Genomic DNA, 23,968 nt, shown 5'->3' with positions numbered 1-23,968 from the left:
TCAATCATCATCTACTAGATCGAATAACATACTTTTCCCTAAATAAAAAAGTAACATACTATAAGGATAATGATGGAGCGAAGCTATATTGAGATAAATAAGCGCGGTCATAAGCCTTACTTTTTTATAATCATAGCCTTTTTCTTCAATCCACATTTTGAAATAAACTTCACAATCAACAAGACTTTGTTTTCTTAAAAAGTCAAAGTGAATAGTATTTAATTTATGATCAACTTCAAAAAAATTTTTATTTATAAGTTCATGAGAAATTAACATTCCATGATTTAACTTCCCAAAATCATAATAAATATCACCATAATCCATATTACCGCCGAAATCCTGCCTCCAATCGAGTAATGTGAAAGGCGTTTTACCATCATCATTAATAAGTATATTCTCAAAGTGCAAATCACCATGGAACCGTACAGGAACTGATTTTTCAACGTAACTCCAATCTACTTTATCAAGGAGATACGATATTCTAGGTATTTTCTTGCCATTTATTATCTCCTCGCTATCGATTTGTTCAAAGTTTATAAAATACTGCTTTACTCTTTTATAAGTCTTTTCTTTATAAAAATCATGACAAACAGACTCAAAATTAACCTCTTCAATTTCATCTAATTTAGCAGGTTCCCAAAAAGACTCCATCCAATCAAGAAAATATTTAAAAGTAGCTACAGAAGGTTTTTTTGAAAATGTTTCTCCTTCAACTTTTTTATACATATACATATTTTTTGTAGAGTCATAGAGTTCAGGAATATAATTCTTAATACTAGCTGCCCTTAACACTCTATTTTTTATAAAACTTTCATCTATTGAAAATTTTATAACCCTATCGTTCAAAAACCATATTGCTTCATCTTCTTTTTCAAGAATATTGACATCTAAATCGGAACTAAAGTAGTCCCGTGTTTTGTTTAATGCAGAAATATTTCCAGTATCAAACCAAGTGAATTTTATTGGTTCAATACCTTCATTTATTAAAGTTCTAAGTCCGAAGCTCTCTCCTATCTCTATAGAGCCTTGATTAACTCCTGCTCTCATAGCTTGCCAAAAGAATTCATAATCATGAATACCCGCTAAGCCGATATAAGCCTTAACATCACCTTCAGCACCTTTTGGACAAATTTCCACAACATTTCTTTTATCGATACGTATACTTCTATATTGTGCATTGTCATCTGTATGTGCATATCCCATCCAGTTATGCTCTGGTGGCTTAATATCTTCAAGGACTAGAGTATCATTCGATATAAAAATGAACGGCAGCTGTAAATAGGCTTCACATTTAAGGAGGGTATAACCCAGACCAGATCCGTCCCCCTCATATATATCAACATCCACGAAAATAAACTTCCTATTAGGATAAGCTAGTGTTAAATAACTTCTAACTGTATCGGCCTTGTATCCTAAAGGTATAACAAACTCTACATTTTCTGGAAATTTTTCTATTAAATATGATATTGCAGGTTTATGAGCTATCGATATTAATGCTTTGTTTATATTTTTTGACAGTCCTTTCAACCTACTCCCTAAGCCCGCCGTTGGAATTACAACTCTATATTTCACCTAACCCCCGAAAACATCAACATTATATTAAAAATGATATATATAGATATAAAACCGTAGTTAAATATACCCTATACTCTTTTGTACCTATCCTGTAATCGTACTACATCTTCAAGTTCTGGAGTTGACGCTTCAAGATAAACACTATCTTCAAGAGCCTCCATTCTATGTATCTTAAAAGGATACAGTGTCATTGAATCATTAGGCTTCATTATAACTTCCTCTAATTCTTCTTCCTTATCACCAATATAAACCTTTAAACACCCTGTCAAAAGATATACAGTTTCTGTTTTTACTTCATGGTACTGTAAACTACAAGCATGACCTTTATGCATAGTTAATCTTTTAAACATATAGTTTTGATTTTTTTCTAAAAGTTCTTCTTTGCCCCAAGGCTTTTCTATTACAACAACGTCCATTGAACACCTCTATATCATTCTAAATGACTGAATATATCTCATCATAGATTGCTTAATCAAAGTTTTTAAATAATTTTCTAAATTGATATTTTTACTCAACAAATCAATAGATACATTTTCTCTCATGGTTTTTATTTTAGAATTTGAGAATATATAATGACCACAGATAATTGCTTTATCTATATCTGAAGCACTACTATTTTCTAACATCCATTTTTTCCATTTATTCGAAGCGATTGCAATCTCTACAAACAAGTCAAATTCCTTTTTATAACCAAATGCATTCAAAACATATAACAACCCTTTCGTTTCAACAACACCAAACTCAGGAGCCACATTTGAAGCATGAATACCAATAACTGGCCTTAAAGACAAAGCTTCATTACTTAGATAATCAGTATTATGCTCTTTGAGCATCACACCATATTTATTACATATACCAATTGTCTTCTTTATATGATCTAGTGATAAATTACTCCTTGTAGAAATATCATCCTTGAATATACCTACATTTTTATATTCCATTACTTTTGTACCCGTTTGAGCAACGACAAAAGTTGGTTTTATAATTTTGTTTTTTTCACAAAATTTTTGAGTTTCATTAAGAAAGTATTCAAACTGCTCAAGATCTTGACCATACCCGTTTTGCTCTTCTGTCCCTAATTCGAACTGTATTTCTTTCCCATTTCTTTTAGAAAATTCATATGTATGCCCATATAACTCAAATAATCTGCTAAGAATTTTATCCACAGTCAAATTTTCGTCTTGCACTGGAATACTTGGATCTAAATGTAAAAAATCAAAGTCAGCAAGAATATCACTTTCAAAAGATTTTTTAGCTGATGCCATTGAATCTGATACATTTAGATTATTGCTGCTTTCAACAATACTTTGATATGGTCCACCATGGTCTCTGGCTAAAAAAACCTTATCAGCCCCCCAACTCCTCACATAAGATGAGAACTCTTCTGTTGTGAAGTTTTCTACATAGCCACCGCCAAAATCTGATGAGTCAATCTGCCTTCTACTAGCAATCAAAACTTGAGGGATATCATACTGTTTAGATAACTCTATAGTGGCATCTATACAGTTTTTACTCATTGGCCCACTACATAATAATGTTGATTTTTTTTGTTTTACAAATTCCCTTATCATACAGTCCACTCTCCACTTAGCTTAATTTGGTTGTCAGGCAATTCATTTGGATTATATGGCCTGAAAAATTTCTCGAGAATATGTAAGCTTGCTTCTGCAACAGCCCTATCCCCTCCTTTTCTCTTAGTGACATAATCAGCAACTTTTTTCACGTATTCATCTCCATTTTTTGGGGCAATACTATAGAGAACCTCTTTAAATACATAATGATCAAAAATCCCATCCCCCATATAAATCACTTCTTCAGGGTTCCAACGCTCCTTTATCCAGTCTATCCTCTTAATAGTACTAACTAGATCTAAGCTTTGCCTCATATCATCAACAATTCTTTTTTTTGATATATCAAACCCTCTATGGTCACCAGTAACAAAATGAATATCCAAATGAGGACTAAGAAGAGATAAGGCATCACTATCATCAGCCCCAAACACTTTCATAACTTTTCCATCTAAAGAGTAATGAAACTGACCATCTGTCATAACACCATCAACATCCAATATAAAGACTCTCGGTTTTACCATAATTTCATTACCTTTTTATAATCATCCTCAAAAAAACATAAAATTAATCAAAAATATCATGTGGTTTATGTTCTATAAAAAACTAAAAGCTCCCTATATGAGATAGAACAACATCAACCATTTCAGAAGCTAATAATTTTCTTTTTGCTTCTACATAACACCTTAATTCCGGTGCATTTCCTGAAAATCTTAGATGAACGATATCACCACTATTTAATGTCATACGAAGACCATCAGTTTCATCTATAGATACAACCTCCAGCGCTTCGCCTTCTCTTGCAATTACAACTAATAACTCAGTTTGCTTAACTTTATTGTCTCTTAACTCAATAATAATCTGTCGGCTTATTTCGGTTGGAATATTTTGAATACGGCCACTGGCCGTATATCTTTTTAAATATTCGGTTGTGAATTGACTAATTGGACGCTTTTTTTGATGTGACATGGCCAATACAATAAGCGCCGGTAAAATAGAATCTCGCGTTGGTAATGCATGTAAGGTTTGGCTGTTTATTTCAAAACCCGAACCAACTAAAAATCCACCATTTGCTTCATAACCAACAATTTTTGCATCAGGCGTTTCTGACAATAATTTATCCATACCTGCAATGACATACGGCGAGCCAATTTTTGTTCGAAGTGTCTTGCACTCTTTATCTTGTAATTCAAGAATAGTGTTCACATTAACTGGCGCTGCCACATGCGTCGCTTCTAAATAATCTGCACACACAACACCCAAAACATCTCCACGTAACCACTCTCCCTTTTCATCTGCCACTAAAGGGCGATCACCATCCCCATCAGTAGAGATAATCGCATCTAGTTTATATGCAGCAACCCAATCTAATCCCTTTTGTATATCTTCTTCCGACACCGCTTCTGTATCTATTGGCACAAACGTTTCAGTCCGCTCTAACGAGACGACATCTGCCCCGAAATGAGCTAATAACTCTTTGATTACATCACGTGCTACACTCGAATGTTCATACACACCAATGCGCTTTCCTTGTAACATACTCTCAGGAAAAAGGGAGGTATAACGCTTTTTAAATAATTCAATCGCTGAAAAACTTACAGAGGGAAGTTGAACGAGCTTGTCCAAAAAATTATAAGGAATAGAGACCTCGCCATTCATAATAGCAACTTCATTCGCTTTACTTATTTCGCCATCAGGTCGATAAAATTTAATACCATTACGATCAAAAGGGATATGGCTCCCAGTAATCATAACTGTTGGTATACTATTTTGCATACCATAAAATGCCAATGCAGGTGTCGGTAGCGCTCCACAATAAGTCGCTTTAGCCCCATGAGACTCAATGGCAAATAGAACCGATTTTGCTATCTCTGGGCTACTTGGACGTAAATCAATACCAACGGCAACGTGGGTTGTATTCGGGCAAACTTCTTGCAGAAACGACGTCACAAACGCAAAACAAAGCTCTGGCGTTAAATCCACCACCAAACCACGAACACCGCTGGTGCCGAAAGCAACACCAAACTCATCGCTCAATGCTTTAACGCTTACCATTTCAACGCAGGGTGTTTTTATCATGAGTTAGCGCCCATATCGATCACTAAAACGAACGATATCGTCTTCGCCTAGGTAGCTACCAGATTGTACTTCTACTAGCTCTAATTGAATTTTCCCTGGATTTTCTAAAGCGTGAACTACACCTACAGGGATATAAGTAGATTCGTTCTCGGTTAACAATATTTCTCGATCACCATTTTGCACTTTTGCAGTACCTGAAACCACCACCCAATGCTCTGCGCGGTGATGATGCATTTGCACACTGAGCTTTTCACCTGGTTTGACCATGATACGCTTCACCTGATGACGATCACCTAAGTCAACAGTTTGATAGGTTCCCCAAGGCCGATGAACAGTAGTATGATACATATGCTCTTCACGACCTTCTGCTTGAATACGCTTTACGATTTTTTTCACGTTTTGCGCATTTTCTTTATCCATAACGAGAATGGCATCTGCCGTTTCAACTATCACAAGATTACTCACTCCAACAGCAGCAACCAAACGAGTTTCAGAACGGATGAAACAGTTTGAAGAACCTTCTGACATAACATCACCTAGCAAGACATTATTATCCTCGTCTTTATCGGCATAATCATATAACGCATCCCAGGCACCAATATCACTCCAATCACCAGCATAAGGTACAACCTTTGCGTTCAGTGTTGACTCCATGACAGCGTAATCGATTGACTCAGATGGGCAGTTAGAAAACGACTCGGCATCAACACGAATAAAATCCATATCCTGTGTACGCTGCTCATAAGCAAGGCTGACAGCGTTAGAAATATCAGCACGATGCGTAGCAAGTTCTTTAAGATAGGTTTTTGCATTAAATAGGAACATGCCACTATTCCACAAATAATCACCAGATTCTAAATAAGTTTGCGCGGTGTTCACATCTGGCTTCTCAACAAACTCAATAACAGAAAAATCTTCACCACCACGAATATAACCATAACCAGTTTCAGGACGAGTTGGTTCGATGCCAAAAGTAACTAAAGCATTACCTTTAGCAAGCTCAACAGCTTTTTCAATAGCTAATTCAAACGCGTTAATATCACGAATTACGTGATCAGCAGGCAGAACCAATAACAACACGTCATCTTGCTGTTTACATTGAGCTTCTAGTGCCGCCAGAGCGATCGCTGGCGCTGTGTTACGGCCGTTTGGTTCAAGCACAATACTGGCGTTCTTTAAACCAATCTCTTGCAGCTGTTGAGCAATTAAAAAACGATGGTCTTCATTACAAACAATAATGGGAGCGCTTACATCTAAAGCACTAGTTCTGTTCGCTGTTTGTTGCAATAAACTGTATTGAGCATCTGTCAATGGAAGACACTGTTTAGGGAAGTGCTCACGAGATAATGGCCATAGACGACTGCCTACACCACCAGACAATATAACGGGAATAATTTTCAAAACAGATCCTTTCATTTCAAAATAAAGTCAAATATTAATCTTTACCAAACAAATCACGCGTATAGACCTTAGTCGCCACATCATCCAAATCACCTGTTATACGATTCGCTATAATTACGTCAGAAACCTGTTTAAACGCCTCTAGGTTATGATAGACACGCGAATGGAAAAATTCATTTTCATTCAATTCAGGCTCATAAATCACAACCTCAATTCCCTTCGATTTTATCCTCTTCATTATCCCCTGAATGGCTGAGGACCTAAAATTATCACTACCGGCTTTCATCATTAAACGATAAATACCAACAACAGTAGGGTTACGCTTAATAACAGAGTCTGCAATAAAGTCTTTACGTGTTGCGTTGGAATCTACAATCGCTCTAATTAAGTTATTTGGTACATCTTGATAATTTGCTAGCAACTGCTTGGTATCTTTTGGAAGACAGTAACCACCATAGCCAAAGCTTGGATTGTTATAATGATTACCAATTCGAGGATCTAATCCAACACCTTCAATAACTTGCCTCGAGCTAAGCCCATGAGACTCACAATAGGAGTCTAATTCATTAAAGTAAGCAACACGCATCGCCAAATAAGTATTTGAAAAGAGTTTAACGGCCTCAGCTTCTGTCGAATCAGTAAATAAAACTTGAATATCTTGTTTTATTGCACCTTGACGCAATAAGCCAGCAAAAATACGAGCACGGCTCGAATCTTCCCCTACAATTATACGAGATGGATATAAGTTATCATGAAGAGCTTTACCTTCACGTAAAAACTCTGGAGAGAATAAGATATTTGAGGTTTGAAACTTTTCGTTTACGCTTTTTGTATAACCAACAGGAACCGTTGATTTAATTACCATAGCCGCGTTTGGATTAATCTCAAGAACATCTTTTATAACACTTTCAACAGATGCTGTATTAAAATTATTGGTATCTGGGTCGTAATCTGTAGGTGTTGCAATAATCACAAAATCTGTATTTTTGTAGGCGAAACTTTTATCTAACGTCGCAGTAAAATCGAGTGATTTATTAATCAAATAGTTTTTAATTTCTTCGTCTTGAATAGTCGATATTTTGTTGTTCAACATCTGGATTTTTTCAGGGATTATATCTATCGCAATAACTTCATTATGTTGCGCCAGTAACATTGCATTAGATAGGCCAACATACCCAGTCCCTGCGATAGCAATTTTATAGCGTTTATTCATGGTCATTTATCTCTTGCGTATTGATAAATGCTTCTTGGCGTAGAAGTTCAATTTCTTCTGTCAGAACCTCATGTTCCTTTATTTTTTTCAAAAGAAAACGATGAGTTAATGAAGCCTTTTCTTCTATTCCCTTTGGAGTCAAAAGATATAAATAACGGGCTTTATTAGGATTTTTTTTAAAGTTGCCAGCTTTCACTAAACCTTTTTCTATAAGTGCTTTCAAACAGAAATTAGCTTTACCCAAACTAATATCTAGGCGTTTTGCTAATTCACGCTGACTGACATCTGGATCTTGCTCAAGCACTTTTAAAATTCTGTAACGATACTCGTCTGTTAACATTTGCCCATCCTAATATCCACAAACTGATATATCCTTAACTAAACCAAATCTACGTTCAATGACTGAACAATCTTAAAACAGAAATATGAATTACGCAAATAGCATCACATACAGTAAGTTACTTCCAATAACTTCATCTATAAATTTTACTAAAAGACACTATCGTTCTTTTTAGTGAAAAAGAACGATAGTGTCACAATAAAAACGCCCAAAATCATACCTAAAAACATTGAAAGCATTATAATAAGTGTTCGTTTCTGATTTACTGGCTCTGCCATATCAGGCCTAAATGGTGGGGAAATTACACTTAAAGAAAATTCGTTTTGAACCTCTGCAAACATAAGATTATCTGCCTGCTCACCCATTAAGCTGTAATAGACCTCTTTCATTCTAACATCAGGTGTTTTGGCTATTTTCCCTTGGAGGTAAGCTATGTTTGCCTGAATATTAGAAACTGCTTTTTGCTTAATCTCTAAATTCAACATTATTATTAACCTATCAAGCCATTGTTTCGCCATAATAGGGGACACATTAACTATTGATAAGGTAACAATGTCACTGCCTCTTTTTCCTACGACAGTCAATTGGTCTTTAAATTTGCCATACAAAATATTGCTAGAAGGAACCGAAGAGAATTGGCCATTGCTAAGCCATTGCTTAGATTTAACATCATATAAAGCAGGATCTATTTCCAAGTGCTGTTCAGATTCATTCCATTTTTTCCCAGCCATTAAAGGAACAGCTAAATCATAGCTCTGGATAAAATTATCTATGAAAGGCCTAGATTGTAAAATTGCTAATGGAAGCTCTTTTTGATCATAACTTTTTGCAGGCCTACTTATATCAGCCAAAGCCCCTGAATAAACCAAGGATCTTGCGCCAGTCATAATAACTGTAGCTTCAGATTTATATACTGGCATAGGGGCTGGCTTTAACAAAACATACAACAAACCGCTAATTGTAAAAAGTAATGTAGTTATTACAATCACCCATTTCCCTTTCCAAAGCACTTGCAACAATCCTAAAAGATCAATTTCGCCGTCGTATCGTTTACTTGCCATTTGCGGCGTATTATTTTTAGTCATCATATAACAGTCAAAATGAGTCAAAGAGATCACGCTCAAGCGAGTCCTTTCAGCCCTTTTTTCTTTCCTTATTTGTATTCATTTAATAAAATTTATGCCAATTATCCATTTCATTAGAACAAAGATCATATATACATCTTAATTCTTCTATTGCCTGGCTGTTTACAAAAAACATCACTGAAATCAGTCGCCTAACAATGCCTGTGTTGAGAAGCTCTTAATTGATTATAATACACCAAGATAGTCTTCTGCGAGTAAACCACAAAGTGCTTTTTCAAACATATAAAAAACGTTAAAACCACCACCCCTAGGCTTTAGCCTTTTACGAAAACCAAAGCGAGAATATTATTAGTGTTAATTTGATTGAATAAGGATATATCTGAAGGATTGAGGCAGTGTAGCCAGATACTACACAAGGATGCAGATTAGAACACATCATACTACCAGGCTAGTACCACAACTCATTTATGACAAAGTCTATTAATTTAGAAGTAAGTTCACCTTGCCATAATGCCAAGATGAACTGAGGTCGAATGATGATATTTTCATTTACAGTGCTGCTTCGCCATCATTAATACGATATTTATAATTGACTTTGGATTTATTCGCATTGTAATAGATTAAAATACTTATAAGAAATCTTTACGCACTGGAGTGAAGTTATCGATTAGCACGCCTTTTTCAATACAAACACAGCCATGCATGATGTTTGGCACTTTGTAGATAGTATCGCCTTCAACAACCGTTTGCGTTTCGTCACCAACCGTAAATTCAAACTTGCCAGACTTAACATAAGTCAATTGCTCATGCGGATGCTTGTGCATCGCAGCCAATGTACCTGTTTCAAAATGCACTTCGACTGTCATAATATTGTCCGAATAAGACATCACTTTACGAGAAAGGCCACCACCTAAATCTTCTAACTCAACATCACGATTGAAAGTAAACATAAACTACCCTTTATATTCCTGTTTTTGATGCCTCACTATAAAGTCATACAAATGCCACAGCAACTTTCTTTTTGTATTTCTCTGTTCGTAGAGGTCTTCAAAACTATGGCTTTAGAGGGTGATGATTTTTAGAATATTATATTTTGACTATTATCTGGCAGACATGAAAAGGCACTCTAAATAGAGACATCCAATTTATGTGTAGTTAATGCAGACATTGATCGCGATTCATGTTTTTTTAAACAACAGGACGCAAGGAATTCGAAAGGAAAGGAATAGATTACTGGCGAGGCATAATACGACAGTAACCTATTCTAAAATCATAAGTTACACTTTCCTAGCTTGATGAGCTGATTCCATGAAATCAGCAATCCAAGCTATTACTTCAGGTGAATCAAGCTTTTCTTGTGCAACCGTTTCATAACCCTCTTCTGCTACCTCTAAAGAGAAGCTGACATCTTTTAATGTGTCCAGCAATACAGTTTCATAGGCTTTATCGAACTCAGGGTGGCCCTGAAAGGTTACAACATGCTGATCGTAAACTAGACCAGCATTTTCACAGAAATCGGAGTGAGCGAACACCCTAGCGCGAGCAGGCTTGATAACAACTTGGTCCTGATGCATAACACAAATAGAAAATGACGTGAGGTTCTCAGGAAAAGAAGAAATGCCTTTAATAGTGTCGTACTTATGAACACCAACACCCCAACCACCGTCATACTTATCAACTTTACCGCCTAACGCATCGGCAATAATTTGGTGACCAAAGCAGATTCCAACTAATGGCTGCTTTTTCGCATCTATCTCGCGAATCAACTCATTAAGCTGTAACATCCAAGGCAAGCCTTCATAAACGTTAGATCGAGACCCTGTAATTAACCAAGCGTCGCAAACATCTGCGTTTGCAGGGAATATACCGTCTCGAACATCAAACGTTTCAAACTCAAACGAGGCATTTTCCTCTTTAAGTTGCGCGATAAACATTTCAGCATACGAACCAAAACGCGGTAGCAAATCATCTGGTGTCGTTCCAGTCGCCAAAAGCCCTATTTTCATTAAAATCACCTTTTCAATCTGAGACTGACTTTTTAAATTTTTAAGACGTGTATTTATTCTGTTTACGCATAATAACAATGGCAGCAACCACTGCGACAGCAACCACTAAAATCATTAGAGTGGCTAACGCATTTATCTCTGGCGTAACACCTAAACGAACCTTGGAAAAAATAACCATAGGTAAAGTGCTGTTGCCCGGTCCAGAAACAAAACTGGCAATAACCAAGTCATCAAGTGACAGGGTAAAAGACAGTAACCAACCAGAAATTAGTGCTGGTGCAATCAATGGCAAAGTAATTAAGAAAAACAAAGTCGAAGGTTTAGCCCCTAAGTCCATTGCTGCTTCTTCTAACGTTTCATCCAACGAGGCCAATCGTGATTGCACCACTACAGCAACATAAGCCAAACAGAAGGTTGTGTGGGCAATAATAATGGTTCCCTCACCTCGTCCCGCAGGCCAGCCGAACATAGATTCCATTGCAACAAATAACAAAAGCAATGACAAACCGGTAATAACATCGGGCATAACTAATGGCGCTGTTACCCAGCCAGACAAAAGCGTTTTCCCACGAAATCTCCCCATACGGCTTAATACAAAGCCCGCCATGGTGCCTAAAATAACCGCCAACGTGGCACTTATTGCAGCGACTTTAAAGCTCAGTAACGCCGCATTAATAATTTGCTCATTCTGAAATAGAGAAACATACCATTTGATAGACCATCCGCTCCACACAGTCACCAGCTTAGATTCATTAAAGCTATAGATGATAAGCGAAATAATCGGAGCATAAAGAAAGATAAAGCCAAATAAAGCAGAACCACTCAGCCAAAAAGATTGACGTTTTATCATGCTTCCTCCTGCTTGTTACGACTACGCATAAACATAATAGGTCCAACCAATACGATTAACATAAGAATCGCCACCGCTGATGCCATAGGCCAATCACGGTTTAAGAAGAATTCATCCCAAAGCACGCGACCAATCATTAATGTATCTGATCCACCAAGCAAAGCAGGAATAACAAACTCTCCCACAGCAGGAATAAACACCAACAAACAACCGGCAATAATACCTGGCATAGCTAAAGGTAAAGTCACTAAGAAGAAGGATTGATACGGCTTAGCTCCCAAGTCTTCAGCCGCTTCTAGCAAGGTTAAGTCCATTTTTTCTAATGTGGTATAAAGCGGCAAAATCATAAAAGGTAAATAGGTATAAACGATACCGATGTACACGGCAAAATCAGTTTGCAGCATAACCAGAGGTTCATCAATTATCCCCATTCCCATTAAAAACTCATTGATTACGCCGTTCTTTTTCAGGAATCCCATCCACGCATAAACCCGCAATAAGAAAGAAGTCCAAAATGGCAAAATAACAAGAGCAAGCAATATGTTGCGCATATTCGCAGAGCTTCTAGCTATCATATAGGCAATTGGGAAGCCCAATAGCAAAGCAAAGAAGGTCGATATGGACGCGATGCGGATTGAGCTTAAATAAGCATCCAGGTAAAAACGACTCTCGAACAAGAAAAGATAATTACCCAGCGTGATTTTAAACGTCGCATAGGCTTCATCAGGGTTCCATTCTAGTAACGAAGAATATGGCGGAATAGCAATAGCCGTTTCAGCCAAGGAAATTTTAAAAACAACTAGGAATGGAATAAAAAAGAATACCCCTAACCACAAAGTAGGCACTAGAATGACCAGCGCTCTCCCCCAGTTAATGTTCTTTATACTTTGTAGCCATCGTACTAACATCGTACGATTTTCAGTAGAGGAAGTGAGGTTACTCATGACGTCAGTACCACACTGCTGCCCGCATCCCAAGATAGGAATACAGGTTCATCCCAGGTTAATCTATCACTGATATCACGGGTCGCATTTTGCATAGTAACACGCACTTCTTTACCGCTCTTCAATGCTATTTTATAAATAGATTGACTGCCCATATAGGCATAATCCGTAATAATACCATCGGTTGTATTAGCGTCCGCGTCAGGCTTTTCACGGCTAATACGAATTTTTTCAGGTCGAACGGCCACAGAGACTACTTGGCTTGGTGCGCAGCTAATAGCATGATTAACTTTTAAAAGGCCATCAATTTCAGCAGATTGAATCGTGGTACAGTCTCGCTCTTCACCTATTACCGTGCCTTCAAAAAGATTAACATTACCAATAAATTCGGCCACAAAACGGCTATTAGGGTATTCATAAACTTGATGAGGTTCAGCAATTTGAGTAATACCACCTTGATCCATAACACCGATTCGAGTCGCCAATGTCATAGCTTCTTCTTGGTCGTGCGTCACAACCACAAAGGTAATGCCTAATTCGTCTTGAAGGTTAATCAATTCGAACTGTGTTTCCTCTCGTAATTTTTTATCTAATGCACCTAATGGCTCATCAAGTAACAATAATTTAGGACGTTTTACTAAAGCCCTAGCCAAAGCAACTCGCTGACGCTGACCGCCCGATAGCATGTGTGGCTTGCGTTTGCTCAAATGACCTAATTGAACCATGTCTAGTATTTCGGCAACACGCAGTGCGACTTCTTTGGATTTAACGCCTTCACGACGTAAACCAAATGCGACATTGGCTTCTACGGTTAAATGTGGAAACAACGCATAGGATTGAAACATCATATTGACAGGTCGGTCCCATGGCTGAATATCAGTCATGTCGACACCATCAATTAAAATTCGTCCAGAAGTAGGTTTTTCAAAGCCTGCTAACATACGTAGCAAGGTGCTTTTCCCTGAGCCGGAACCGCCCAATAAACAGAATAATTCGTTCTGGTAAATATCCAGTGATACTGAGTTAACGGCAGTAAAATCACCAAATTTTTTCGTTATTTGATCAATTTGTACAAAAGGCTTAGCGCCTGCTTCTCGCCAAGATGGCACAATAATCGACTTTTCTTGATTAAATTCTGAGGACGAGGACATATTCTACCTTTTTACTGTAAACGCTAGACTAGAGAGCCGATTCACTAAAAAATTCAAACTCTTACTCATTGGGTAATAAAATATAAACAGATTCACTGGAGGTAAATACCTCCAGTGAAAAGCAGCTAATTTCTAACGTGCACGTCCTGTTTTGATGTTTGTCCAAGCTCGAGTCAATGAGCGATCAAACTTAGGGCTATGAGCCACTTGAACATAAAGCTTATCTTTAACCGCTTGCGTTGGGTAAATGCCTTCATTTTCAGCTACTTCAGGATCCAACAAAGGCTCCGCTGCTGTATTTGGTACTGCGTAATAAACATAATTAGACAAGTCTGCAGCAACGTTAGCACGCAAAATATAATCAATATATTTCAATGCCGCTTCAGGATGCTGAGCACCTTTAGGGATGGCCATTAGATCAAACCAGATCTGAGTACCTTCTTTTGGCACAACATATTCTATGTTTACACCTTGATCTGCCTCTGCAGCACGATCTTGAGCTTGTAAAATATCGCCGTTATAACCTAGCGCCACACAAATTTCACCATTGGCTAAATCAGAAATATATTGGCTTGAATGGAAATATTTAAAATGAGGCTGAACAGCGGCTAATACAGATGTACTCGCTTTTAATGCTGCTAGATCTTCAGAGTTAGGATCTTCACCCATGTAATTATTCACAATTCCCATCACTTCTGTAGGGGAATCCAATATAGCGATACCACAATCAGCAAGCTTCGCTGCAATCTCAGGCTTAAATAACATGTCTAAAGAATCAATTTTAATATCGCCAAGACGCTCTTTGATCATATCAACGTTATAGCCAATACCAGTTGTTCCCCAAGCATAAGGAATGTTGTGTTTATTACCTGGGTCATTCTGAATCACTTGACCTGCTAGCTGCTGATCAAGGTTTCCATAGTTAGATAATTTACTTTTATCAATTTCTTCATAAACGCCCGCTTTGATTTGACGCTCAATGAAGGAGTTTGAAGGGAAAACCAAATCATAACCTGATGAACCTGCCATTAACTTAGCTTCCAACGCCTCGTTACTGTCATAAACATCATAATTCACTTTAATGCCTGTTTCTTTTTCAAAGTTTTCAACAGCATCTGGAGCAACATAGTCAGACCAGTTATAAATATTAAGCACTTTGTCTTCAGCGATAACACTGCCAGAAACCAATGTAGCGCACATGAGAGATAACAACTTCTTATTCATTTTAGTGTTTACTTTCATTTTCGGTTTTCCTATTTAGTCGTTTCTTTTGTATACGATATTTGTAATCAACTCACTCTCTAAGGAGTAATTTTTTAACGCTTTATTATTCTCTATTTTTTACGTTTCCGGTATGACGAGCATAACCGAATCGACGTAAAAACCTTTATAGATAAGCCTCGTACTCCACATTGGAAATACGGCTTTGAATCCGTTCTTGCTCTTGCTCTTTCGCTGCACTAAAGACACGAACAAAAGCTTCACCGAAGTACTCATGCATGAAGCTGCTGTCTTTAAATACTTGCGTTGCGTGCTCCCAACGATTTGGAAGTATCGGGAAGTTTTCACTGACCGAGTAAGCGTCTCCTTCTATTGCAGCGATAGGATCTAATTTACGAATAATCCCATCCAATGCAGCACCTAGCACAGTAGCCAATACTAAGTATGGATTTGCATCCGCTCCAGCAACACGATGCTCAATACGACGAGCAACGGTTGGACTTTCAGGAATCCGTACAGCAACCGTGCGATTTTCATAACCCCAGCTTGCAAAAGTCGGTGCATGTGCACCATTTTCAAAGCGACGATACGAGTTAAGATGCGGTGCAAAAACCAACATACTGTCAGCCATGTTATCCAGTAATCCTGCTACGGCATGTTTTAACAAAGGTGTTCCATCATCGCCACCATTATCAAAGACATTTACTCCATTTTCGTCTAATAAGCTAAAGTGCACATGAAAACCATTACCACTCTTCTGAGCATAAGGCTTGGCCATAAATGTGGTGCCATATTCATAATTTCGAGCAACGCCTTTAACCAAACGTTTGAACATATTAGCGTGGTCAGCAGCCAATAAAGCATCATCAACATGCTTCATATTAATTTCAAACTGACCGGGACCTAACTCTGAAATAATAGTGTCTGCTGGTATTCCTTGAACTTCACACGCGGCACGTACATCCGCAAAGAAATTAGATAAACCATCCATTTCTTCAATAGAATAACAATCTGTATCAGTCAAACGACGGCCGTTACCTTCTGTCATCAAAGGCTCTTTTGGACGTCGATTTGCTTCAGACTCACCATCTAATAAATAAAATTCAAGTTCTGTAGCAACAACTGGCGTGTAACCAAGTTCTTTAAAACGTTCTACTATATTAGCTAATAGTTGGCGAGGATCCGGATAAAAAGGGGTACCGTCCATGTTGTACATCATCGCCAAAATTTGGTCACGTGGCGTCTCAGACCAAGGGACAGGGATAGGTGAAGAATGCACTGGCATACAAACACCATCACTGTCTCCAGTTTCAAAAACCAAACCGTTTTCTAAAACGTCATCTCCCCAGTGGTCAAAGCCAATGACGGATTGAGGTAGTTTTACGCCGTCCTTCATTACCGCTTTTAGACCTGAGGCAGGAATACGCTTTCCTCGTAAGTTACCATTTAAATCTGTTATAAAAAGATCAAACTCTTTATCGCCCATTACCTGACCTGGCATAACTTACTCTCTTTTAATTATGTAGATTGCTATCTTGCATTGTGAAATTAACAATATAAGTTTGCATTTTGTGATCACAAAAAACAAAATTATATTGTTTCCCTTTAAACTCTAACGATATGATCAAGTTTATATCAAACACTACTTAATACGATTTTTTTCAGTAAAAGTAATTTCCATCTTTCTACAATATTTATGTAAAAAGGATAAAAAATTGAACACCCCGTTACCATTAGATATTACATTAACTGACAGAAAAGACGGTGTAACTATCACCGAGTGGGTATACGCCGTTTTAAGGCATGCGGTTATGTGTGGACAGATTCTTCCTGGCAGAAGCCTAACACTTAGAGAGTTAGCCAAAGTGTTAGGTGTGAGCCCTATGCCAATTCGTGAAGCACTTAAAAAACTCAGCTCAGAGCATGCCTTAGAAGTAAAAGAAAACCGTCGAATTATTGTACCAACAATGACAGCAATGAAATTTAATGAATTATGTGAAACCCGTATAACACTAGAGACTCATGCTGCAATTCGGGCACTACCTTATATAAATAGCACCATTTTGGAGCGACTAGAATCAATAGACAAAGACATAGATATCGCAAGGGATAAAGACGATATGGAGTCTACGATCACCCATAATCATGCCTTCCATAGGCTACTCTATACCGCCAACCCGCACCAAGTTAGCCTACATTTAATCGAAAGTTTATGGCTGCAACTAGGTCCTTTTTTACGTCTGTCTACCGAGCGAATTAAAGAAAACTACACCATAGACAGACACCAAGAAGCCTTACAAGCCATTCGTCATAAAGACGCACTTGCTTTGCAATTAGCTATTTCTTCGGACATTCGTGAAGGCTTTGCTTTTATTGGTACACCTGAAATATTGCATCACTTCATACAGGAATCAGCCAAGTATTAAGCCAAAAATAAATGAAAAATAAATGAAAAATAAATGAAAAATAATCATAAAAAATAAATACAGAGACAAACACTGGTAGTTTTGTGATCACAATATTTACTATTCTATAATTTTACCTTATCGTTAGAAGCATTGAACCAATACACTGTTACTCGAACCGAGGCTTTCTCCATGCTGCCAAGCAAATCTACTTATGAAGGTATTTCTTCAGAGACCTTAAAAGAGCTGGCTGTCTTAGTGAATCATTTGCGCGTACCAAGCTTTTCATTGGTGCTGGAGAACTTTATAAGAGGCCTCTGTCACTTCGATACACTCATCATAGTGACTTATAAAAAGTCTTTTAAACCGATTATCCTGCACCCTAAAGACAGATCCGAACATAGCCCTACATTGAACCTATATCTCAATACTGCGTACATGCTGGATCCACTATTCAATAGTATTCAACAAGGCTCGACGTCTGGTGTGGGTCGACTTATCGATATCGCACCAGATTCTTTTAAAGACACTGAGTACTATCAAACCTGCTACAGCAAGTTTGATTTAATTGACGAAATCAACATATCAGTCCCTTTAGATGAAAATACAACCTACGTTATCTCTTTGGGTCGAAAGTCCCATATGGGGTCAATTAAGCGCAGCGAAATGAAAAAACTAAAAGAGATATTCCCATTACTGGAAGCACTTATTAAACAGTTTTGGCTCGCCCAGTCTCGCGGACATGTAGAGTATCAACCGTCGAACGGCCCGATTAAACACGCATTAAAAACTTTCGCGAGCGGCGTACTCACCCATAGAGAACAAGAAGTTCTTGGCCTTATTTTACGAGGCCATTCCTCTAAAGCGATTGCTGAAGAGCTAGGTATTAGTGCAGGCACAGTAAAAGTCCACAGAAAAAACATTCATACTCGCTTAGACACATCGACTCAATCCGAAATTTTCACCTTATTCTTAGATCACTTAGAAGCACTAGACCAAGCTATTGAGTAAAATCAAAATCCTAGCAAAAACTACGCTTTCTTAGAGAGCGCACCAAACCTTCCAGCAATAAAAAAGGCCTCTCTTTTTTTACAAAGAAAGGCCTTTCAATAATCAAACTCGCCATCTACACAATGACTAAATACCCAGTTTATCTCTTAATGCATAATACGCAGCACCAATCGCAGTGTAAGGTACACGCAATGCTCTTCCACCTGGGAATGGATATTGTGGCAAACCAGCAAACACATCAAATCGCTTAGTATTTCCCTGTATAGCTTCACACAACACTTTCCCCATTAGATGAGTACTCGTTACTCCGTGACCACTGTAACCTTGCGAATAATACACATTCGTTCCAATACGACCTACTTGTGGCAGACGCATTAAAGTTAATAGGAAGTTCCCTGTCCAAGCATGATCAATCTTCACATCTTTAAGCATAGGGAAGGTTTTTAGCATTTTAGGAACAATTAGAGCTTCAACCTTTTCAGGCTCGCGCGCACCATAGGTTGTACCGCCACCATAAATCAGACGACCATCGCCAGAAAGGCGGTAATAATCGAGTAAGTAGTTACAATCTTCCACGCACACATCATTTGGCAGAATGGCTTTTTGCTGCTCTTCACTTAGTGGCTCAGTTGCAATAATTTGCGTTCCACACGGCATAGAGTTCTTTTCTACTTCAGGAATAATACCTGTAATATAAGCATTACCAGCAACAATAACGTGCTTGGCCGTCACTACACCTTTTTCAGTCGTAACCTTAGCTAACTCACCTTCGACTTTGGCTTCTTTTACACTGGTAACTGGAGACGCTTCGTAGATAACGCCACCTAACGATTCAAATGCAGCCGCTTCACCCAAGACTAAATTTAATGGATGAACATGACCATTCAGACGATCCAATAACCCACCAGCATAACGATCACTGCCGATGTATTCTTGAATACCTTCAGCAGACAAAAGTTCTAGCTGATCATGACCATGAGATTCCCAAAGCGCTTTCTTAGCTTTCAGTTCTTCTAGTTGCTTAGTATTGCACGCAGCAAATATGCCACCTTCTTTTAGATCACAATCGATCTTGTATTTAGCCACTCGTTCACGAATAACAGCCTGACCTTCAAAGGCCATTGACGCCATCTGCTCGCCAACATAATCGCCATAATGACGTTTAATAAAATCGATATCACGACTATAGCTGTTTACCAATTGACCGCCATTTCGACCAGATGCGCCAAAACCAATGCGACTGCCTTCTATCACAATGACTTTATAGCCAGCTTCAGCCAAATGTAGGGCTGACGATATACCTGTAAAACCAGCACCAACGATACAAACATCACATTGATGTTCGCCAACCAGTTCAGGACGAAGCTTAGTATCATTCGCAGACGCGGCATAATACGAATTAGTATGAGAAGGAATTGACATAAACAACCTCATCAAATACACCTAATTTAAAGGTGCCATTGATCATAAAAAAGGCAAACTCTCAGTTTACCCAGCATTTCGAATATCACTTTGTATTCAAGTAAGTATTTTAAAAACTTACCCCCTTATAGCGATATACCCATAAGGGGGTAGGAATTCAAAACGCCGCTACCTAGCCCTTTAATTCTAAGCTAGAGGCGAATCCAAACATTCTTCAATTCTGTGTATTTTTCCATTGCATGCAAGGATTTATCACGGCCATTGCCAGACGCTTTCACACCACCAAACGGTACAGTTGTATCACCATCCCCCCAAGTGTTAACCCATACCATGCCACTTTCTAATTGACGACTTACTCGATGCGCCCGTGACAAATTACTGGTCCAGATTGAAGCACCTAAGCCGTATACAGAGTCATTGGCCAATGCAATACCTTCTTCTTCTGTATCGAATGTAGATACAGCAAGAACGGGGCCAAATATCTCTTCACGCACAAACTCCATACTGTTATTAGCATCAGCCAAAATAGTAGGATTGACGAAAAAACCTTGCCCTTCTTTGTATTCAGGTACGCCACCTAACAATAAACTAGCGCCTTCTTTCTGTGCACTTTTAACGAAGCGTGCCATGACATCCATTTGGTTTTTATCCACCAAAGGCCCCATGTTTGTCTTAGGATTTAGCGGATCACCTGGAACATAGGCTTGAGACGCTTTAATCAATTCTGCCATAAAGACATCTTTAATACTGCTTTGTACATACAAGCGAGAACAGGCAATACAGACTTCACCTTGGTTGGTAAAAATAGCCGACGCAGCGCCTTTTGCGGCTTGTACTATGTCTTCGTAATCATCGAATACCAAGCAAGGGGATTTGCCACCCGCTTCAATCCAAACTCGCTTCAAGTTAGATTGACCAGAATATTCCATCAACATACCAGCAACGCGAGTCGAACCCGTAAATGCGATGACCTGCACATCGTTATGCAACGCCAATGCTTTACCAGCGGTATGACCAAAGCCTGGTAATACGTTAAAGACGCCATCAGGCATACCTGCTTGCGTCGCCAATTCGGCTAAACGCAAAACACTTAAAGGAGACTTTTCTGACGGTTTCAAAATAACACTGTTACCTGCCGCCAACGCCGGTGCTATTTTCCAAGAAGCCATCATTAACGGATAATTCCATGGAGTAACCGCAGCAACAACACCGATTGGTTCATGGCTGATTAATGCCAAATTTGGCCCACCAGTAGGTGCAATTTCACCGTATAACTTATCAATGCCTTCCGCCGTCCAGCGAATACAATCGATTGAATCTGGAATATCGATATTAACCATTTCACTAATAGATTTACCCATATCTAAGGTATCTAAAACGGCAAATTCATCTTGGTGTTCTGTAATTAAATCAGCCCACTTAAGCATGATGTTTTTTCTATCACGAGGGGACATTCGTGACCAAGCACCACTTTTAAACGCTTTTTTTGCTGCAGCGACAGCAACATCCACATCGACAGAGTCAGTACTTGCCACCTTAGCTAATAAAGTTTCTGTGGAAGGGTTAATACAATCAAATGTCTCACCACTAATCGACGCGACAAATTTACCGTTAATGTAAGCTTTGTCTGGAATGGTTATCGAAGCCGCTAATGCCTGCCAATCTTCGTAGTTTTTCATATTATGTCCCTAGGGCAATTCACCCTTATCAGAAATCAGTTTTACCATGCCTCCCAAACTATAAAATGCGAATAAAAAAAACAATATGCCTTAATAGGTAGAGCACTATTTGAAAGCTTTTTTAAGACTCACATTGCTGAATTTGTTTTATCAACCACTGCACACTTTCTTGACTGTCATATAGCTGATGTGAGAACAAACTAATGGATAATTGTGGAAAGTCATCTGGCAATTCAACGGTTCGAATCGGTAACATGGTCAGTAATTTTTCAGCAATATTGCGTGGCACACACATGAGGTAATCTGACTTGGCGGTCACCATGCCACCAATAGCATAACTTTGAACTATCATTGCGATATGTCTGGATTGATGTTGTTCCAACAACCACGCATCGATCAAATCTGCGCCAGAATTTGCTAATGGCAAATGAATTTGAGCTGTTTCTAAAAAAGTTCTCAGGTCTATTTTTTCGGGCAAATTACTGTCTTCTCGTACAATTGCCACATAAGAGTCTGTTAACCAGTGATGACGATGATAGTAACGTGGCATAGTATGTACATTATCAACACCGATAAACAGATCCAGTCGCCCTTCTTCAACACGTTCCAGCCGTAAATTTTCCGGTAAAATTTCAATACCAATACGAATATTTGGCGCTTCGTATTGCAACCGTTCGGCTAACTGAGGCAAGGCAAAAAATTCAAAATAATCGATTGCACCAATGTAAAAGGTTTTGGCCTCTTCTTTTGGTTTAAAAGGCTTAATTCGATTAAAGGCAAGGTCTAAAGTATTCAACCCTTTGCGTAAATCAGGAATTAAAGACAGCGCTGTTGGTGTTGGTTCCATGCCTTGTTTGGTTTTAATAAACAAAGGATCATCAAATCGTATACGCAATTTCGATAGGATATGACTCGCTGCAGATTGGCTTATATAAAGGGTTTTAGCGGCTTTTGATAAACTGCGTTCCCGCTCTAAAACCACCAGCAAACGTAACTGACTAATATCTATGTCCATAGGTTATTCATATTCTTCATATTGAAAGTTGAATATCACATTTCCATAATAACCCAAATAAAGGTACAACTAGCAAATCAAATAGATTCAACAGAGGCACTCACTATGAAAAAAGTCACCATCGCAGCCACTCAAATGGCATGTTCTTGGAATTTAGAAGACAACTTAGACAAAGCAGAACAGCTAGTGAGACAAGCCGCCGAACAAGGTGCGCAAATAATCTTGTTACAAGAGCTATTTGAAGCCCCTTATTTTTGCATTGAAATCAGTGAGTCTTTCCATCCAATGGCAACAACACTAGAAGAAAATGCCGCCTTCGCTCGTTTTTCGGCTTTAGCAAAAGAGCTAGAAGTTGTCTTACCTTTTAGCTGGTTCGAAAAAGCCGGCAACGTGCGTTACAACTCGGTCGCTATTATAGATGCTGACGGCAGCTTGCTAGGCACGTATCGTAAAACTCACATACCAGATAGTGACGGCTACCTAGAAAAATATTATTTCAGTCCGGGCGACACTGGCTTTAAAGTTTTTCAGACCCGTTATGCAAAAATCGGAGTAGGCATCTGTTGGGATCAATGGTTTCCTGAAACAGCACGTAGCATGGCACTACAAGGGGCGGAATTATTATTTTTCCCAACCGCTATTGGTAGTGAACCGAGCCAACCAGAACTCGATAGCCAGCCTCACTGGGAATGCGTTATGCGCGGTCATGCGGCGGCAAACCAAATTCCAGTTATTGCGTCTAACCGAATTGGCACTGAAAAAGCACAATTCCGTGACTTGTCTTTGACCTTCTATGGCAGCTCTTTCATCGCCGATCACACAGGTCAAATCGTTGAAAAAGCAGATCGAACGAGCCAAGGTGTTTTAGTGCACGAATTCGATTTAGACGAGATTACATTTCAGCGCCAAGCTTGGGGCTTGTACCGTGATCGCCGTCCAAATATGTACGACACTATTATGACCCTTGATGGTAAAACAGCGACTAAGTAACGTTGGCTAAGTA

General features: G+C 38.6%; 22 protein-coding genes. 3 read left to right on the top strand and 19 right to left on the bottom strand.

From position 1 onward, the window contains the following. The 16 genes from IF202_RS17685 to IF202_RS08530 all read right to left on the bottom strand — a co-directional run bounded on the left by IF202_RS17685 (position 1) and on the right by IF202_RS08530 (position 16,934). Positions 1-1,572: a phosphotransferase gene (locus tag IF202_RS17685; protein ID WP_191594460.1), complete on the bottom strand. Its 1,572-nt coding sequence runs from the start codon at positions 1,570-1,572 to the stop codon at positions 1-3. A gap of 71 nt (positions 1,573-1,643) precedes the next feature. After that, on the bottom strand, positions 1,644-1,991 hold the full coding sequence (locus tag IF202_RS08600) for a cupin domain-containing protein (RefSeq protein WP_191594459.1): 348 nt from the start codon (positions 1,989-1,991) through the stop codon (positions 1,644-1,646). Between the two features lie 9 nt (positions 1,992-2,000). Further along, entirely contained in the window at positions 2,001-3,146 is a 1,146-nt protein-coding gene (locus IF202_RS08595; protein WP_191594458.1) for a hypothetical protein, read from the bottom strand. Further along, entirely contained in the window at positions 3,143-3,667 is a 525-nt protein-coding gene (locus IF202_RS08590) for an HAD hydrolase family protein (RefSeq protein WP_191594457.1), read from the bottom strand. The genes IF202_RS08595 and IF202_RS08590 overlap by 4 nt, the downstream gene beginning before the upstream one ends. An 82-nt stretch (positions 3,668-3,749) precedes the next feature. Next, positions 3,750-5,222, bottom strand: a complete 1,473-nt coding sequence (locus IF202_RS08585) for a phosphomannomutase (RefSeq protein ID WP_235963374.1) — start codon at positions 5,220-5,222, stop codon at positions 3,750-3,752. 3 nt (positions 5,223-5,225) lie between these two features. Next, a complete protein-coding gene (locus IF202_RS08580) occupies positions 5,226-6,623 on the bottom strand; it encodes a mannose-1-phosphate guanylyltransferase/mannose-6-phosphate isomerase (RefSeq protein ID WP_235963372.1) in 1,398 nt (465 codons plus the stop codon). 34 nt (positions 6,624-6,657) lie between these two features. Beyond that, positions 6,658-7,836 (bottom strand): nucleotide sugar dehydrogenase, encoded by a 1,179-nt coding sequence (locus IF202_RS08575; protein WP_191594455.1) that lies wholly within the window; start codon positions 7,834-7,836, stop codon positions 6,658-6,660. Then, positions 7,829-8,176: a MarR family EPS-associated transcriptional regulator gene (locus IF202_RS08570; protein WP_191594454.1), complete on the bottom strand. Its 348-nt coding sequence runs from the start codon at positions 8,174-8,176 to the stop codon at positions 7,829-7,831. Before IF202_RS08570 ends, IF202_RS08575 begins: the two co-directional genes overlap by 8 nt. A 149-nt stretch (positions 8,177-8,325) precedes the next feature. Beyond that, positions 8,326-9,264 carry a Wzz/FepE/Etk N-terminal domain-containing protein gene (locus IF202_RS08565; RefSeq protein ID WP_191594453.1) on the bottom strand — a complete coding sequence of 313 codons (939 nt, stop codon included), beginning with the start codon at positions 9,262-9,264 and terminating at the stop codon, positions 8,326-8,328. A gap of 626 nt (positions 9,265-9,890) precedes the next feature. Further along, positions 9,891-10,211 carry a cupin domain-containing protein gene (locus IF202_RS08560; RefSeq protein ID WP_191594452.1) on the bottom strand — a complete coding sequence of 107 codons (321 nt, stop codon included), beginning with the start codon at positions 10,209-10,211 and terminating at the stop codon, positions 9,891-9,893. 327 nt (positions 10,212-10,538) lie between these two features. Next, entirely contained in the window at positions 10,539-11,267 is a 729-nt protein-coding gene (locus IF202_RS08555) for a glutamine amidotransferase-related protein (protein ID WP_191594451.1), read from the bottom strand. 40 nt (positions 11,268-11,307) lie between these two features. Next, positions 11,308-12,117, bottom strand: coding sequence for an ABC transporter permease subunit (locus IF202_RS08550; RefSeq protein WP_206705428.1), 810 nt, complete (start codon positions 12,115-12,117; stop codon positions 11,308-11,310). Further along, positions 12,114-13,025 (bottom strand): ABC transporter permease subunit, encoded by a 912-nt coding sequence (locus tag IF202_RS08545; RefSeq protein WP_235963415.1) that lies wholly within the window; start codon positions 13,023-13,025, stop codon positions 12,114-12,116. The genes IF202_RS08550 and IF202_RS08545 overlap by 4 nt, the downstream gene beginning before the upstream one ends. Positions 13,026-13,057: 32 nt before the next feature. After that, on the bottom strand, positions 13,058-14,212 hold the full coding sequence (locus IF202_RS08540; protein ID WP_191594449.1) for an ABC transporter ATP-binding protein: 1,155 nt from the start codon (positions 14,210-14,212) through the stop codon (positions 13,058-13,060). Positions 14,213-14,344: 132 nt separating this feature from the next. Next, positions 14,345-15,454 (bottom strand): polyamine ABC transporter substrate-binding protein, encoded by a 1,110-nt coding sequence (locus IF202_RS08535; protein WP_235963370.1) that lies wholly within the window; start codon positions 15,452-15,454, stop codon positions 14,345-14,347. Between the two features lie 145 nt (positions 15,455-15,599). Next, entirely contained in the window at positions 15,600-16,934 is a 1,335-nt protein-coding gene (locus tag IF202_RS08530; RefSeq protein ID WP_235963368.1) for a glutamine synthetase family protein, read from the bottom strand. A 214-nt stretch (positions 16,935-17,148) separates the two neighbouring features. On the opposite strand from IF202_RS08530, the gene IF202_RS08525 reads away from it, so the two are divergent. Next, the gene (locus IF202_RS08525) at positions 17,149-17,859 is read left to right on the top strand and encodes a GntR family transcriptional regulator (RefSeq protein WP_191594448.1); all 711 of its coding nucleotides are present in this window, start codon (positions 17,149-17,151) and stop codon (positions 17,857-17,859) included. 171 nt (positions 17,860-18,030) lie between these two features. After that, positions 18,031-18,849: a response regulator transcription factor gene (locus IF202_RS08520; RefSeq protein WP_191594447.1), complete on the top strand. Its 819-nt coding sequence runs from the start codon at positions 18,031-18,033 to the stop codon at positions 18,847-18,849. A 126-nt stretch (positions 18,850-18,975) separates the two neighbouring features. Here the strand turns inward: IF202_RS08520 and IF202_RS08515 are convergent, their stop codons facing one another. From IF202_RS08515 to IF202_RS08505, 3 genes are all read right to left on the bottom strand, one after another. After that, positions 18,976-20,271, bottom strand: coding sequence for an NAD(P)/FAD-dependent oxidoreductase (locus tag IF202_RS08515; RefSeq protein WP_206705427.1), 1,296 nt, complete (start codon positions 20,269-20,271; stop codon positions 18,976-18,978). Positions 20,272-20,462: 191 nt separating this feature from the next. Then, positions 20,463-21,950 carry an aldehyde dehydrogenase gene (locus IF202_RS08510; RefSeq protein WP_191594446.1) on the bottom strand — a complete coding sequence of 496 codons (1,488 nt, stop codon included), beginning with the start codon at positions 21,948-21,950 and terminating at the stop codon, positions 20,463-20,465. 121 nt (positions 21,951-22,071) lie between these two features. Continuing rightward, the gene (locus IF202_RS08505) at positions 22,072-22,965 is read right to left on the bottom strand and encodes a LysR family transcriptional regulator (RefSeq protein ID WP_191594445.1); all 894 of its coding nucleotides are present in this window, start codon (positions 22,963-22,965) and stop codon (positions 22,072-22,074) included. A 105-nt stretch (positions 22,966-23,070) separates the two neighbouring features. On the opposite strand from IF202_RS08505, the gene aguB reads away from it, so the two are divergent. Further along, the gene (gene aguB / locus IF202_RS08500; RefSeq protein WP_191594444.1) at positions 23,071-23,955 is read left to right on the top strand and encodes an N-carbamoylputrescine amidase; all 885 of its coding nucleotides are present in this window, start codon (positions 23,071-23,073) and stop codon (positions 23,953-23,955) included. Positions 23,956-23,968 lie beyond the last annotated feature (13 nt).

It is taken from the genome of Marinomonas colpomeniae (assembly GCF_014803385.1).
Lineage (GTDB): Bacteria > Pseudomonadota > Gammaproteobacteria > Pseudomonadales > Marinomonadaceae > Marinomonas > Marinomonas colpomeniae.
This window is presented reverse-complemented; position numbering and strand designations above follow the sequence as displayed.

What these genes read in the sequence shown, in the direction of transcription:
- IF202_RS08575 (WP_191594455.1), bottom strand. Translation starts at nt 7,836, where the DNA reads ATGAATAAACGCTATAAAATTGCTATCGCAGGGACTGGGTATGTTGGC.
- IF202_RS08570 (WP_191594454.1), bottom strand. Translation starts at nt 8,176, where the DNA reads ATGTTAACAGACGAGTATCGTTACAGAATTTTAAAAGTGCTTGAGCAA.
- aguB (WP_191594444.1), top strand. Translation starts at nt 23,071, where the DNA reads ATGAAAAAAGTCACCATCGCAGCCACTCAAATGGCATGTTCTTGGAAT.
- IF202_RS08535 (WP_235963370.1), bottom strand. Translation starts at nt 15,454, where the DNA reads ATGAAAGTAAACACTAAAATGAATAAGAAGTTGTTATCTCTCATGTGC.
- IF202_RS08505 (WP_191594445.1), bottom strand. Translation starts at nt 22,965, where the DNA reads ATGGACATAGATATTAGTCAGTTACGTTTGCTGGTGGTTTTAGAGCGG.
- IF202_RS08595 (WP_191594458.1), bottom strand. Translation starts at nt 3,146, where the DNA reads ATGATAAGGGAATTTGTAAAACAAAAAAAATCAACATTATTATGTAGT.
- IF202_RS08520 (WP_191594447.1), top strand. Translation starts at nt 18,031, where the DNA reads ATGCTGCCAAGCAAATCTACTTATGAAGGTATTTCTTCAGAGACCTTA.
- IF202_RS08585 (WP_235963374.1), bottom strand. Translation starts at nt 5,222, where the DNA reads ATGATAAAAACACCCTGCGTTGAAATGGTAAGCGTTAAAGCATTGAGC.
- IF202_RS08555 (WP_191594451.1), bottom strand. Translation starts at nt 11,267, where the DNA reads ATGAAAATAGGGCTTTTGGCGACTGGAACGACACCAGATGATTTGCTA.
- IF202_RS08510 (WP_191594446.1), bottom strand. Translation starts at nt 21,950, where the DNA reads ATGAAAAACTACGAAGATTGGCAGGCATTAGCGGCTTCGATAACCATT.
- IF202_RS08530 (WP_235963368.1), bottom strand. Translation starts at nt 16,934, where the DNA reads ATGCCAGGTCAGGTAATGGGCGATAAAGAGTTTGATCTTTTTATAACA.
- IF202_RS08545 (WP_235963415.1), bottom strand. Translation starts at nt 13,025, where the DNA reads ATGTTAGTACGATGGCTACAAAGTATAAAGAACATTAACTGGGGGAGA.
- IF202_RS08515 (WP_206705427.1), bottom strand. Translation starts at nt 20,271, where the DNA reads ATGTCAATTCCTTCTCATACTAATTCGTATTATGCCGCGTCTGCGAAT.
- IF202_RS08590 (WP_191594457.1), bottom strand. Translation starts at nt 3,667, where the DNA reads ATGGTAAAACCGAGAGTCTTTATATTGGATGTTGATGGTGTTATGACA.
- IF202_RS08540 (WP_191594449.1), bottom strand. Translation starts at nt 14,212, where the DNA reads ATGTCCTCGTCCTCAGAATTTAATCAAGAAAAGTCGATTATTGTGCCA.
- IF202_RS08550 (WP_206705428.1), bottom strand. Translation starts at nt 12,117, where the DNA reads ATGATAAAACGTCAATCTTTTTGGCTGAGTGGTTCTGCTTTATTTGGC.
- IF202_RS08565 (WP_191594453.1), bottom strand. Translation starts at nt 9,264, where the DNA reads ATGATGACTAAAAATAATACGCCGCAAATGGCAAGTAAACGATACGAC.
- IF202_RS08560 (WP_191594452.1), bottom strand. Translation starts at nt 10,211, where the DNA reads ATGTTTACTTTCAATCGTGATGTTGAGTTAGAAGATTTAGGTGGTGGC.
- IF202_RS08600 (WP_191594459.1), bottom strand. Translation starts at nt 1,991, where the DNA reads ATGGACGTTGTTGTAATAGAAAAGCCTTGGGGCAAAGAAGAACTTTTA.